The organism is Microlunatus sp. YIM B11417 (assembly GCF_059617205.1).
In genome coordinates, this window is record NZ_JCAMPJ010000001.1 from 1217203 (window position 1) to 1231279 (window position 14077).

Genomic DNA, 14077 nt, shown 5'->3' on the forward strand with positions numbered 1-14077 from the left:
CCGGGGTCGCGGCAGCAGGCTGGAAGCACAGCACGGAAAGCCCACACCACAACGAACCCACACCACAACGACATTGGGGAGTCACACCATGCAGGTCAAGAAGTTCTCGACGCGAGTCAAGGTCATCACCGCCGCCGCGGCCGTCGCCCTGGCCGGCTTCGGCACCGCCGGCGTCGTGTCCGCCGCCGCCCAGCCGCCGGCACAGCCGCCCGCCCAGCCGCCGGCCGCGACCAAGGCCGCTGTACCCGAGAAGGCGACCACCACGAGCACCCACCTGACGATCGACGCCGCGACCGACGCCGCCCAGGCCGCGCTGGACGCCGCCGAGAAGGAGGGGCAGCGGGTCACCGTCGCCGTCGTGGACCGCAACGGCAACACCATCGTCACCCTGCGCGGCGACGGCGCGGGCCCGCAGTCCTACGAGTCGGCGGTCCGCAAGGCCTACACCGCGGTGTCCTGGAACGCGCCCACCTCGGAGCTGGTGAAGCGCCTCGAGTCGGCGCCGACCCTGAAGGACATCCCGGGCACCCTGTTCCTGGCCGGCGGCGTGCCGGTCGCCGCGGACAACGCCCCGATCGCCGGGATCGGTGTGGCGGGTGCGCCGTCCGGCGACCTGGACGAGAAGTTCGCCCAGGCCGGTGCTGCCGAGCTCCGCTGAGTTCGGCCGGTTCCCCCGAAAGGCTCTCGACGCCATCCTCGCGGTGTCGAGAGCCTTTCGGCGTCCCCGGGCGACCGGGCCGACCGCGCGGATCGCTCCGGGGGCCTTCGGAGGCGCGTTCGGCAGGCACCTCCATGATCGTCTCGACCGGTCCCGCCGGTCGCTGCCGGGACCGTGGGCGACGGAGGTCAGCGGAGCGGTGTCACCTCGATGTCGTCGAACTCGTGCTGCATGTTCGCCGCCTGGTCGCTCCAGGAGCTGAAGGTGATCCCGGTGTAGTGATCGGCTGCGTTCCAGCGGTGCGTCGTGGGAGCGAAAGCGACGCCGTTCACGCTGACCCGGGCTTCGGTGCCGGTGGTGTCGATCACGACCGGCATCCACCGCTCGTTCGGTGGCTGGGGTGCCGTGCCGAGGTCCTGCCAGCCGCCGCTGGTACGGGCCCGGACCCTCAGTCGGCCGGTGCTGCCGTCCGGTGCCACCCAGAACTGCCAGGCCGTCACGTCGGCGCCGGCGGACGTCGTGCCGCGTACGGAGAAGACGACGCCGGAGCCGTACTGGGAGGCGGCATAGGAGAACCCGGCGTGCTGCGCGGGCGTGGCAGGCGTCGGCAGGGTGGCGGTCGCGATCGCCTCCGGGTCGAGGTCGACCAGGGTGAGGCGACGCCTGCTGTCCGCGCCGGGCATGATCGTGTCGGCCGTCCACGCGTACCGGGTGTTCGTGAAGCCGCGCGGCGGCGCGTTGACCGGGTCGTTCTCGAAGGTGAACGTACCGGCCGCATAGAGCTCCAGCTCGGTGACCGCAAGATCGCCCGCGACCGCGTTGATCTTGACGTACTTCGCCCGGGTGGGCTCGAGGTCGTGGTACCGCAGCGCGTAGTCGACCGTGCCGCGGACCTTGATCACCGGCTGCTGCCAGGTCTTGCCGTCCAGCGAGAACTGGACATCGGCATCGGAGGTCTTGCCGTGGTTCAACATCAGGCCGAGCTTGTCCAGCGCATAGGCCCGGTCCAGTTCCATGATCAGCGAGCCGCCCTTCTTGACCAGGGCTGCCGAGTGGCGTTCGGCGCTACCGTCGACCGCGCCTTCGATCCGCTGCTCGGGGAAGGCCGGGTCGCCGGCGGCGACGTCGCCGGACAGCTTGGCGGTGCCGGACTTCACCTTCGTCGTCAGATCGATCTTGCCGGTGCCCGGGGTGACGGCGTCGATCATGCGCGCCCACACCCGGTGCAGCTGGCCGTACTCCTTGCAGCCCCAGATGTTGGCGCAGGCATCGCCGAAGACGACCGACTGGTTCGGGCCGACGGAGACGATCGCGGTGTTGCCGCTGGAGCCGTGGAACCGCGCCGGCTGGGTGTCGCGCGGCGCGTTGGCGAAGATCGTGCGATGTTCGTCCCAGGTACGGCCGGTGCCGTCGCGGCTGACCAGCACGGTGTTGTCCGGACGCCCGTACGTCAGCACGAGCATGCCGTTGGGTTGCAGGACGACGCCGGGATCGACCCAGCCGCGCGGGGCCCCGGCGGGCGCTTCGATGACGGTCGGCGCGGTCCAGGTCACGCCGTCGTCATCGGAATAGGTCTGGTAGAGCGAGTTGCTGCCGTCGCCGCGCAGGAACCCGATCAGGCGGCCGTCGCTGGTGCGCGAGAGCGCCATCTCGTTGCTGCCCAGCGATGCCGTGGGCGGCATGATCGCGGCGTTGCGGACCGACCAGCTCCGGCCGCGATCGGTGCTCTGCAGGAGCGCAGTGCGGCCCTTCGGGTCGCCCGCCACGGACCCGTACGCGGGCATCAGCAGCGTGCCGTCGGTGAGCTGGAGGATGCCGCGGTGCACGCGCAGCGACTGGAACTTGATCTTGTCCTGGGCGAGCTTCGCCGTGCCGCGGGTCCAGGTCCGGCCGAGATCGGTGGAGCGGGCGATCCGGAGCCCGAGCGTGCCGGCCGCGTCGGTGGCGGGGAGGAACTCCGCGGCGAACAGGGAGCCGTCGTCGAGCCGGGCCATGCTGAGGGCGATCAGCCGCTCGTCGTTGCGGGCGAAGGTGCGGGCCCCGTCGTCGGACACCGCCATGCCGTCGATGCTCTCCACGGACGCGGCGTCGCGGTTCTCGGCCCAGCTGAGGATGACCTTGCGCCGCGTCACGCCGTCGACGACCGTGTCGGTGGCGAACGCCTGGGGAAAGGCGGCGAGGTAGCCGGGACCCGGGCTGTGCACGTTCCATTCCGCGCCGGGCGTGACCACGTACGCGTCGCTCTGCGCGCCCGGCAGCAGCGGCGCCGCAGACACCGAGTCGGGCGTCGGACCGCCGCTGACGAGAACGGCCACCAGGAGACCGGCCACGGCGAACCGGGCCGGACGTCGTCGGCGCCGGTGTCGACGCCCGGAGTCGTCGGCGGAGCAGTCACGGCGTCGTGCGGGAGTGGGGGACATCGGGATTCGCCTCGCCTTCTGCGTCAGTGCATCACCGTGACCATCTCCGCTGAGTCGTTCCATGTCAACGGACGTGCAACGCTGTTCCGTGTTGCGGATCCTGGTCGGACCCGTGGCCCGGTGCCCCGGGCCGTGAGCGGTGTTCCGGAGTCCGCGTGCCGCTCTATAGAGTGCGGCCATGAGCCGATTCGTCGTGTGCGGTGAGACCTTGATCGATCTGGTCCGGGTCGCGGAACCGTCGGATGATCATTTCCGGACCACCTGGCAGGCGCTGTCGGCCGGCGGGCCGATGAACACGGCGGTCGCGCTGAGCCGGCTCGAGGCCGACAGCCACTTCCTGGGGCGGCTGTCCAGGGACGCCTTCGGCCGGCAGCTCCATGATCATCTCACCGGGGCGGGGGTCGATCTTGATCTTGCGGTGGTGACCGATCAGGCCACCTCGCTGGCGGTGGTCGAGTTGGACGCCGACGGCGTGGCGAGCTACACCTTCCACTTCGACGGTACGGCGAACTTCGCCTGGCAGCCGCAGGAACTGCCGGAACTCGGTGCCGGGGACTGGCTGCACATCGCGTCCCTCGCCTGCGTCGTCGAGCCGGGCGCCGGCGTGCTGCTCGACTGGGCCTCGGCGTCCTCGGCGCCGCTCTCGTACGACATCAACGTCCGGCCCACCGTGATCACCGATCCGCGGCTCTACTGGGCCAAGGTCGAGCCCTGGCTGGAGCTGGCCGGCCGCACCGGCGGCATCGTCAAGGCCAGCGACGCCGACCTCGCCGCCCTCGCCGAGGTCGCGCCGGGCGGCGCCGATCCGGCCGGGACCGCAGCCCTGTGGCAGGACCGGTACGGGCTGCGCGCCGTCGTGATCACCCTCGGACCGGACGGGGCTGTCGCCGTCGACGCCGACGGCCGCACCGAGGTGCCCGGTCGCAAGGTCGAGGTGGTCGACACGGTCGGCGCGGGCGACACGTTCATGGCCGGCTTCCTGGACGGGTTCGTACGCCGGCAGGGCTCGCTCCGGGACGCGCTGTCCCGAGGCGTCGCCGCGGCCGCGATCGTCTGCGAACGCCAGGGCGCCCAGCCCCCGACCGCCGCCGAGGTCGACGCCCTGCTCGGGACGCCGACGGCCGGGTAGCCCGCGGCCGGGCCCGTCCGGACACGTCCCGGCCGGCCCGGTTGATCATGGCGGATTCACAGGCGACCGTCCCTAGACTGGCGACCCGACCACCCCCGACCCCCAGGGAGTTCGTGATGCCGGATGTCCGCAGTCAACTCGACCAGCTCGTCGCAGGGGCCCGCAGCCGGCGCAGGCTGCTGAGACAGGCCGGACTGGCCGCCGTCGCCCTCGGTGCCGGGGCCGGGCTGGCCGGCTGCTCGACCGGCGGCAGCGCCGGCCCGTCGACCTCCGCCGCGCCCTCGTCCGGCGCTCCGTCGACCAGCGGCGCGCCGAGCCCGAGCGGCTCGCCGAGCGCCGGCGGCTCCAGTCCCAGCGCGAGCGGCTCGGCGTCCCAGGCCCCGCCGCAGGGGATCACCGTGGCCACCGCCGACGTACCGGAAGGTGGCGGGGTGGTGATCCAGGAGAAGTATGTGGTGACCCAGCCGGCGGCCGGCGAGTTCAAGGCGTTCAGCGCGATCTGCACCCATCAGGGCTGCCCGGTGGAGAAGGTCGAGAACGCCGAGATCGTCTGTCCGTGCCACGGCAGCCACTTCGCGATCGCCACCGGTGACCCGGTGGCCGGTCCGGCCAAGGAGCCGCTGCCGGCGGTCGAGTTCACCCGGTCCGGCGACGACCTGGTGCTGCCTTAGGAGGGCGGTGTCGGACCGGCGTTCTACGCTGAGGAATGTGGCCGACCCGACCTCCTACCGACCCAAGCCCGGCTCGATCCCGGAGCAGCCCGGCGTCTACCGGTTCTCCGACGCGGACGGGCGGGTCATCTACGTCGGCAAGGCGAAGAGCCTGCGGCAGCGGCTGAACTCCTACTTCGCCGATCCGGCCGGCCTGCACACCCGGACCCAGGCGATGGTGTTCACGGCGGCCCGGGTGGACTGGACGGTCGTCCGGACCGACGTCGAGGCGCTGCAGCTGGAGTACTCCTGGATCAAGGAGTTCGACCCGCGGTTCAACGTGAAGTACCGCGACGACAAGTCGTACCCGTGGATGGCGGTGACCTGGGCCGACGAATTCCCGCGGGTGATGGTCGGCCGCGGCAAGAAGCGCAAGGGCAACCGCTACTTCGGGCCCTACTCGCACGCCTGGGCGATCCGGGAGACCGTCGACCTGCTGCTCCGGGTGTTCCCGATGCGGTCCTGCTCCAACGGCGTGTTCAAGAACCACAAGCAGATCGGCCGGCCCTGCCTGCTCGGCTACATCAACAAGTGCTCCGCGCCCTGCGTGGGGCGGGCCGACGCCGACGAGCACCGCGACATCGTGGACGACTTCTGCCAGTTCGTCTCCGGCCAGTCCGGCCCGTTGATCAAGAAGCTCGAGCGCGAGATGGCCCGGGCCAGCGCGGCGATGGAGTACGAACGCGCGGCCGTGATCCGGGACGACATCGGCGCCCTGCAGCAGGCCATGTCGAAGAACGCGATCGTGCTCGGCGACGGCACCGACGCGGACGTGATCGCGCTCGCCGAGGACCCGCTCGAGGTCGCGGTGCAGATCTTCCACGTCCGCGGCGGCCGGGTCCGCGGTGAACGGGGCTGGGTCGCGGACCGGGTCGACGACATCGACACGGCCGGCCTGGTCGAGCAGTTCCTGCTGCAGTTGTACGCGGAGCCGGAGGACGCCGACGGCCCGGAGCAGCCGCAACTGCCGCGGGAGATCCTGGTGCCTGCGCTGCCGCCGTCCGTCGACTCGCTGACCGCCCTGTTCAGCGAGCGGCGGCAGGCCCAGGTGGCGATCCGGGTGCCGCAGCGGGGCGACAAGCGGACCCTGCTGGAGACGGTCGCCCGCAACGCCGGCGAGACCCTGGTCCGGCACAAGACCAGCCGGGCCGGCGACCTGTCCACCCGGAACCGGGCACTGGAGGAGATCCAGGAGGCGCTCGAGCTGCCGACCGCGCCGCTGCGGATGGAGTGCTTCGACATCTCCAACCTGCAGGGCACCGAGGTGGTCGCCTCGATGGTCGTCTTCGAGGACGGGCTGCCGCGGAAGAGCGAATACCGCCGCTTCGTGATCAGGGGCGTGGACGGCCAGAACGACGTCGCCGCGATGAAGGAAGTGATCACCCGCCGGTTCCGCCGGCTGATCGACGAACGGACCCGGACCGCGGCCGGTCATGATCACGGCAACGGTACGCGAGCGGCGGCCGAGGTGGCCGAGGCCGATCCGGACGGCCCGATGCTGATCGACCCGACCACGGGGGCGCCGCGAAGGTTCGCCTACGCGCCGGCCCTGGTCGTGGTCGACGGCGGCCCGCCGCAGGTGGCCGCCGCCGCCGAGGCGATGGGCGAGCTCGGCATCAACGACATCGCGCTCTGCGGCCTGGCGAAGCGACTGGAGGAGGTCTGGCTGCCCGACACCGAGGACCCGGTCATCCTGCCCCGCACCTCGGAGGGGCTGTATCTGCTGCAGCGGCTCCGCGACGAGGCGCACCGGTTCGCGATCACCCACCACCGGTCCCGGCGGAGCAAGTCGATGGTGGAGTCGGTCCTTGATCAGGTCCCCGGGCTCGGGGAAGTGCGCCGCCGTACCCTGCTGAAGCATTTCGGCTCGCTGAAGAAGCTTCGTGAGGCCAGGGTGGAGGAGATCGCGGCCGTCCCCGGCTTCGGCGACAAGACCGCGCTGGCGATCAAGGCCGCCCTGTCGGAGACGCCGAAGGCGGAGGCGATCAACACCGCCACCGGCGAGATCCTGGACTGACGCCGGTCCGTTCTCGCGTGGGTTCGTCGACAGCCACACGCATCGAGACCCGGTCGAGGTCGGTAGGTCGACAAGCCCACGCGGCCGTACGGACAACGGCGGATGTGCGGCGGGTCCGAGGGGCCGTCCGGGAGCGGGGGACGGCCACCGATCCGGGGTGTCGGCGACGGGCCGACCCACCTGGACCGGAGCGTCACCGGGGACCGCCATAATGGGGCCGGTGAACTCCAGCCAGCCGATCACGGCCGCGCCCGAGGACCTTGACCCCGCCGCCGCCCCGGCTACCCCCGACCTGCGGGTCGTCGTCGTCACCGGCATGTCCGGCGCGGGCCGGACGACCGCCGCGAATGCGCTCGAGGACCTCGGCTGGTACGTGATCGACAACCTTCCGCCGAGCGTGCTGCCCGAGGTGTGCTCGCTGGCCAGCGGCGCCGGGATCACCCGGCTCGCGGTGGTGCTCGACGTCCGTACCCGCTCGTTCTTCGAGCAGTTGTCGGCCATGTTCAGCGACCTGACCGCCCGCGGCCTGCTGCCGGAGATCCTCTATCTCGAGGCGTCCGACGACGTGATCGTGCGGCGGCAGGAGTCGGCCCGGCGGCCGCACCCGCTGCAGGGCGACGGCCGGCTGCTGGACGGCATCCACCGGGAGCGGCAGTTGCTCGCCACGGTGCGGGCCGCGGCCGACCTGGTGATCGACACCTCCGCGATCAACGTGCACCAGCTCAGCTCCCGGGTCGCCCACGCGTACGCGGGGGAGACCACCGAGCAGCTCCGGGTCACGCTGGTCTCGTTCGGCTTCAAGTACGGCATCCCGGTCGACGCCGACCTCGTGGTCGACGTCCGGTTCCTGCCGAACCCGCACTGGGTGCCGGAGCTGCGGCCGATGACCGGACTCGACTCCGAGGTGAGCGACTACGTGCTCGGTGCGGACGGCGCGAACGCGTTCCTGGACAAGCTGCAGGAGTTGCTGCAGATCATGGCGGCCGGCTACATCCGGGAGGGCAAGCGGTTCGCCACCATCGCCATCGGCTGCACCGGCGGCAAGCATCGCAGCACGGCGATGACCGAGGAGTTCGCCCGCCGGTTGCGCGCGCTCGGGCTGCCGACCAAGGTGTTGCATCGCGATGTGGGACACGAATGACCACCCCACGACGCAGTTCTCCTCCGCTGCGCTCCCCCGAACTGCGACGCGGGGACCCCGGATGAGGGAACGTTCATGAGCAGCGCCCTGCCGACACTGCCGTCGGTGGTCGCGTTCGGCGGCGGCCACGGGCTGTCGGCGTCGCTGAGCGCGTTGCGCAGGGTCACCGACAAGCTGGCGGCGGTGGTCACGGTCGCCGACGACGGCGGTTCGTCCGGGCGGCTGCGGGCCGAGTTGGACTGCCTGCCGCCGGGCGATCTGCGGATGGCGCTGGCCGCGTTGTGCGGCGACGACGAGTCCGGCCGGACCTGGGCCGAGGTGCTGCAGTACCGGTTCGCCTCCGACGGCGAGCTGAACGGTCACGCGATCGGCAACCTGCTGATCGCCGGGGTCTGGGCCCGGCTCGGCGACCCGGTGGCCGGGCTCGACCTGGTGGCCCGGCTGCTCGGTGCGAAGGGCCGGGTGCTGCCGATGGCCGCCGTACCGCTGCAGATCGAGGCGGACGTGATCGGGCTCGACGCGGCGCATCCGGACGAGACCGGGCTGGTCCGCGGCCAGGCCGAGGTCGCGACGACGACCGGCCAGGTCTCCGCGGTCCGGCTCACCCCGGGCGACCCGCCGGCCTGTCCCGAGTCGGTCGCGGTGGTCGAGGACGCGGACTGGGTGGTGCTCGGCCCGGGTTCCTGGTTCACCTCGGTGATCCCGCACCTGCTGGTGCCCGACCTCGCGTCGGCGATCTTGAACACGCGGGCCCGGCGGCTGCTCACCCTCAACATCGGCTACGACGGCGAGACGCACGGCTTCAGCGCCGCCCGGCACCTGGAATTGCTGGCCGAGCACGCGCCCTGCCTGCGGCTCGACGTGGTGCTCGCGGACAGCGCGTTCGCCGCCGACGATCCCCATCTCAGCGCGTACGCGAGCTCGCTCGGCGCCGAGCTGGTGGTGGCCGACCTGGCCGTCCGGGACGGTACGCCGCGGCACGATCCGCTCCGCCTCGCGTCGGCGTACGCGGAGATCATGAGCATCCCCGGCTGAGCTTCAAGATCACGAGATGACCAGGGGGTGGACCTCACTCCGGTCGCGAGTCTGGCATCATGCACCAATGGCCATGACAGCTCAGGTGAAGGCGGAACTGGCGACGATCAAGGTCACCAAGCCAAGCTGTCGGAAGGCAGAGGTCGCCGCGATGCTGCGGTTCGCGGGCGGCCTGCACATCGTCAGCGGCCGGATCGTCATCGAGGCCGAGCTCGACACCGGCGCCGCGGCGCGGCGGCTGCGGACCGACATCGCCGAGGTGTTCGGGCACCCCAGTGACCTGGTGATCGTCAACGGTTCCGGCATCCGGCGCGGGACCCGCTACGTGGTCCGGGTGATCAAGCACGGCGACGCGCTGGCCCGGCAGACCGGGTTGATCGACTCGCACGGCCGGCCGGCCCGCGGGCTGCCGGCCCAGGTCGTCGGCGGTGGTGCGGACGAGTGTGCGGCGGCGTGGCGGGGCGCCTTCCTGGCGCACGGCTCGCTGACCGAGCCGGGTCGTTCGATGGCGCTCGAGGTGACCTGCCCGGGGCCGGAGGCGGCGCTGGCGCTGGTCGGTGCGGCCCGCCGGCTCGGCATCGCCTCCAAGGCCCGCGAGGTACGCAACGTGGACCGGGTGGTGATCCGCGACGGTGACGCGATCGGCGCCCTGCTGACCCGGATCGGCGCCCACGAGTCCGTGCTGGCCTGGGAGGACCGCCGGATGCGCCGCGAGGTGCGGGCCTCGGCGAACCGACTGGCCAACTTCGACGACGCGAACCTGCGCCGGTCGGCCCGCGCGGCCGTGGCGGCCGGCGCCCGGGTGGAGCGGGCGCTGGAGATCCTCGGCGAGGACGTACCCGATCATCTGAAGGCGGCCGGCGTGCTGCGGATCGAGAACAAGCAGGCCAGCCTCGAGGAACTCGGTCAGCTGCACGAGCCGCCGCTGACCAAGGACGCCGTCGCCGGCCGGATCCGGCGGCTGCTCGCCACCGCGGACAAGCGGGCCGCGGAACTCGGCATCCCGGACACCGAGTCGAGCATCAGCCCGGATCTCCTCGACGCCGACTGAGCCTGTTCAGCGGGGCGGGCTCGGCTCCGGACCGGAGGAGTAGACGGCCCGGATCGTGCTGAACTCGGGCACCCGGCCGCGGTCCGGGTCGAACCGGATGAACTGGCCGGCCGGCACCGTAGGGCTCGGCTCGGTGGTCCGCCGCACCGTGAACCCGGCCTCCTCGAGCCGCTCGGTGGCGGCCTCCGGACTCAGGCCGAACAGCATCGGCAGTTCGACCAGCCGTCCCTCGGTCAGGTCCCGCGACGGTGCCTGGAAGCGGGTCTCCGGCTTCCCGTCGAGGTACTCCTCCATGGCCGGCTTCCAGATCTCCTGGCCGGCGTCGCCGCTGCCGGAACCCTCCAGGACATAGCCGGTCGACGGCACCCGGTAGCCCTTGACACCGCTGGACCGGAAGTCGTCGCCGCCGCGCTTGAACGGTTCCCGGGTGACGTCGACGGAGATCATCGCCGCGCCGGCCACGTCGGGCGTGTAGCCGGCGAACGCGACCGCCTGGTTGCCGCTGGTGGTGCCGGTCTTGCCGGCCTGCGGGCGACCGTCGTCGGTGGCGACCCGCTGCCCGGTGCCCTCGGTCATCACGCTGGCCAGCAGATCGTTCATCGCGTTCGCGACGTCCTCCTCCAGCACCCGCCGGCAGTTGCCGCTCGGTACGGCCAGCGCGCTGCCGTCCGGCCGGGTGATCGACTCGAGCACGATCGGGTCGCAGCGGATCCCGCCGGAGGCGAACGTCGCGTACGCCTCTGCCAGCGACAGCGGGCTGATCTCGACCGTGCCGAGGGTGAAGGACGGCTTGTCCTGGTAGTACGACAACGGCCGATCGGCGGTGGTGCTGACGATGCCGAGCTTCTCGGCCATTTCGACCACCCGGCACATGCCGGTGTCCAGCTCCAACTGCACGTAGTAGGTGTTCACCGAGCGCTGCGCCGCGCGGTACATGTCCATCTCGCCGTTGGTGCCGGTCGAGTTGGACACCTTCCAGTCGCCGTAGACCTTGCCCTGCCCGTCGCACGTCTCGAACGTCTCGCCGGAGAAGTCCATCGTGGCCCGCGCGTCGTACCGCTTGCTGAGCGGGATGCCCTTCTCCAGCGCGGCCGCCGAGGTGATCGCCTTGAACGTCGAGCCGGCCTGGAAGCCGCCCTGCTCGCCGATCGCATAGTTCCAGTAGGTCTCGCCCTTCTTCGTGTCGTCGCCCATCACCGGCCGGCTCTGCGCCATCGCGATGATCAGGCCGGTGCCGGGCTGGATGATGTTCATCGTGGCGATCACCGGGTCGGTCGGGCCGACCACGTCGCTGACCGCATGCTGGGCGATGTCCTGAGTCTTCGGGTCGATCGCGGTCCGGACCGTCAGCCCACCGCGCTTGATCGCGTTCTCCCGGTCGTCCGGCGTCGCGCCGAGGCTCGGCGTCTGCATCAGCGCGTCGTACACGTAGTCGCAGAGGAACGGGTAGTCGGTGCCGACGCAACCGTTCCGGGTGCCCCGGACCAGGTCCGCGTCGAAGCCGGTCTTCTTCGCCGCGGCCACCTCGGCCGGCCCGACCATGCCCAGTTCGGCCATCCGGTTCAGCACCACGTCGCGCCGTTCCAGCGCCGCGCCCTCGTTGACGACCGGGTTGATCCGGGTCGGGTTCTGCACCAGGCCGGCCAGCATCGCGGCCTGCGCCAGGGTGAGTTTCGCGGCCGAGGTGTCGAAATAGTGCCTCGCCGCCGCTTCCACGCCGTAGGCGCCGTCGCCGAAATAGGCGATATTCAGATAGCGTTCCAGAATCTCGTCCTTGGACAGTTCCTGCTCCAGGGCGATGGCATAGCGTAATTCCTGGATCTTCCGTTCGTACGTACTCTCCTGCGCGGCCCTTACGGCGGCCTCGTCGCCGCGCCGTTTCGCCTCGTCGATCAGGACCATCTTCACGTACTGCTGGGTGATGCTGGAGCCGCCCTGGGTGACCCCGCCGGACACCTGGTTGGTGAGGAACGCACGCAGGGTCCCGATCGGGTCCAGCGGGCCGTGCTCGTAGTACCGATGATCTTCGATCGCCAGCAGCGCCCGCGACATCACCGGCGCAATCTCCTGCAGGGGCTGGTAAACCCGGTTCTCGGCATAGAAGTACGCCAGCACGTCACCGTTCACGTCGAGGATCGTCGAGCGCTCCGACGGGGCCGGCACCTCGAAGTCCGCCGGCAGGTTGCCCAGCTGGTCCGACGCCGCCCGCGCCCCCAGCCCGAGACCGCCCGCGAACGGCGCCACCAGGGCGGCCACCAGAAGCCCGGCGAGGGCGCTGACGGCGACGAAGAGAACAGCCGAGGAGATGACGCGAACGACGCGCCGGGCAGACCGGAGCACCTTGTGCAGAGTAATCACGGACGCTGTGAATTCCGGCGTCGAATGCACAGGTTCTCCCCGGAACTCAGGGTGTCGAATCCTCGTTGAAATGTATTCGTGAATTCGCGCGGCCTGCGGAATTCCGTAAGGCCGGATCGACCCGGCCGGGCGGACGGGTTGCGGTGCCCGGGTCGTACGCGGAAGACTCGACGCGCTCCCTCGTCCGACCACGCCGCCGATGACAGACCAGCGGGGTGGTGGTCTAATGCACGTACCACAGCCGGTTCCGGTCCGCAATCGCTCGGCGGCGGTTCGTTAGTGTGGCCGTGGCGGGGGAATCACCCGACAGAGCTCATCTTGTACGAGGAGTGGAATCAAGCATGACGGTACGTGTTGGCATCAACGGCTTCGGCCGGATCGGCCGCAACTTCTTCCGTGCGGCGCTGGCCGCCGGCGCCGACCTCGAGATTGTGGCCGTCAACGACCTCACCGACAACGCGAGTCTGGCGCACCTGCTGAAGTACGACTCGATCCTGGGCCGGCTGCCCAGCGACGTCGTCGCGACCGACACCGACATCTCGGTCGACGGCAAGGCGTTCAAGGTGTTCGAGGAGCGGGACCCGGCCGCGCTGCCGTGGGGCGACCTCGGCGCCGACGTGGTGGTCGAGTCCACCGGCATCTTCACCGACGCCACCAAGGCGAAGGCGCACATCGACGGCGGCGCCAAGAAGGTGATCATCTCCGCTCCGGCGAAGAACGAGGACCTGACCGTGGTGCTCGGCGTGAACGACGACGCCTACGACCCGGCCAAGCACACCATCATCTCCAACGCCTCCTGCACCACGAACTGCCTGGCGCCGATGGCCAAGGTGCTGAACGACGAGTTCGGCATCGTCAAGGGCCTGATGACGACCGTGCACGCCTACACCCAGGACCAGAACCTGCAGGACGGCCCGCACAAGGACCTGCGCCGGGCCCGCGCCGCCGCGCTCAACGTGGTGCCCACCTCGACCGGCGCCGCCAAGGCGATCGGCCTGGTGCTGCCGGAGCTGAAGGGCAAGCTGGACGGCTACGCGCTGCGCGTCCCGGTGCCGACCGGCTCGGCCACCGACCTCACCTTCGAGGCCGGCCGGGAGACCACGGTGGAAGAGGTCAACGCGGCGGTGAAGGCGGCCGCCGAGGGCTCCATGAAGGGCTACCTGCGCTACACCGAGGACGAGATCGTCTCCAGCGACATCGTCACCGACCCGGCCTCCTGCATCTTCGACGCCGGCCTGACCAAGGTGATCGGCAACCAGGTCAAGGTCGTCGGCTGGTACGACAACGAGTGGGGCTACTCCAACCGTCTGGTCGACCTGGTCGGGATCGTCGGCAAGAGCCTCTGACCGAACCGCCGAGACGGCCCCGACCGGGCCGGGGTGACGTCTCGGCGAACTTCTCGCGGACTGCCGGTGCCCTCGTGCTGAGGGGCACCGGCCGTCCGCCCGGGGCGCCGTCGCCGACCGCGGTCGTGCCGCTACGGTGATCCCGGAACCGCGCCGCCGACCCCGGCCGGAGCGCGATCGAGCCGTGACAACCGCTGCGACCTGCCGCGAGA

The 14077-nt window shown here is 70.9% G+C and carries 10 protein-coding genes; 8 read left to right on the top strand and 2 right to left on the bottom strand.

The genetic code is table 11. The features are described 5' to 3' along the window. The first annotated feature begins 88 nt into the window (after window positions 1-88). Window positions 89-658: a GlcG/HbpS family heme-binding protein gene (locus AC6CCG_RS06200; protein WP_496653599.1), complete on the top strand. Its 570-nt coding sequence runs from the start codon at window positions 89-91 to the stop codon at window positions 656-658. Between the two features lie 188 nt (window positions 659-846). Here AC6CCG_RS06200 and AC6CCG_RS06205 read toward each other — a convergent pair whose 3' ends face one another. Continuing rightward, a complete protein-coding gene (locus AC6CCG_RS06205) occupies window positions 847-2973 on the bottom strand; it encodes an exo-alpha-sialidase (protein ID WP_496653600.1) in 2127 nt (708 codons plus the stop codon). A gap of 283 nt (window positions 2974-3256) precedes the next feature. On the opposite strand from AC6CCG_RS06205, the gene AC6CCG_RS06210 reads away from it, so the two are divergent. The 6 genes from AC6CCG_RS06210 to whiA all read left to right on the top strand — a co-directional run bounded on the left by AC6CCG_RS06210 (window position 3257) and on the right by whiA (window position 10161). After that, window positions 3257-4207: a carbohydrate kinase family protein gene (locus tag AC6CCG_RS06210; RefSeq protein WP_496653601.1), complete on the top strand. Its 951-nt coding sequence runs from the start codon at window positions 3257-3259 to the stop codon at window positions 4205-4207. Window positions 4208-4323: 116 nt separating this feature from the next. Next, window positions 4324-4878: a Rieske (2Fe-2S) protein gene (locus AC6CCG_RS06215; RefSeq protein ID WP_496653602.1), complete on the top strand. Its 555-nt coding sequence runs from the start codon at window positions 4324-4326 to the stop codon at window positions 4876-4878. A 37-nt stretch (window positions 4879-4915) separates the two neighbouring features. Beyond that, complete coding sequence (gene uvrC / locus AC6CCG_RS06220) at window positions 4916-6934, top strand: excinuclease ABC subunit UvrC (RefSeq protein WP_496653603.1); 2019 nt, start codon at window positions 4916-4918, stop codon at window positions 6932-6934. A 238-nt stretch (window positions 6935-7172) separates the two neighbouring features. Next, window positions 7173-8075 (top strand): RNase adapter RapZ, encoded by a 903-nt coding sequence (gene rapZ / locus AC6CCG_RS06225; protein WP_496654395.1) that lies wholly within the window; start codon window positions 7173-7175, stop codon window positions 8073-8075. 75 nt (window positions 8076-8150) lie between these two features. Beyond that, entirely contained in the window at window positions 8151-9110 is a 960-nt protein-coding gene (locus AC6CCG_RS06230) for a gluconeogenesis factor YvcK family protein (protein WP_496653604.1), read from the top strand. Between the two features lie 67 nt (window positions 9111-9177). Then, window positions 9178-10161, top strand: coding sequence for a DNA-binding protein WhiA (gene whiA, locus AC6CCG_RS06235; RefSeq protein WP_496653605.1), 984 nt, complete (start codon window positions 9178-9180; stop codon window positions 10159-10161). Between the two features lie 6 nt (window positions 10162-10167). Here the strand turns inward: whiA and AC6CCG_RS06240 are convergent, their stop codons facing one another. Continuing rightward, entirely contained in the window at window positions 10168-12501 is a 2334-nt protein-coding gene (locus AC6CCG_RS06240; protein WP_496653606.1) for a transglycosylase domain-containing protein, read from the bottom strand. A gap of 359 nt (window positions 12502-12860) precedes the next feature. Between AC6CCG_RS06240 and gap the strand changes: the two genes are divergently transcribed. Continuing rightward, window positions 12861-13865: a type I glyceraldehyde-3-phosphate dehydrogenase gene (gene gap / locus AC6CCG_RS06245; RefSeq protein ID WP_496653607.1), complete on the top strand. Its 1005-nt coding sequence runs from the start codon at window positions 12861-12863 to the stop codon at window positions 13863-13865. The last annotated feature ends 212 nt before the right edge of the window (window positions 13866-14077 follow it).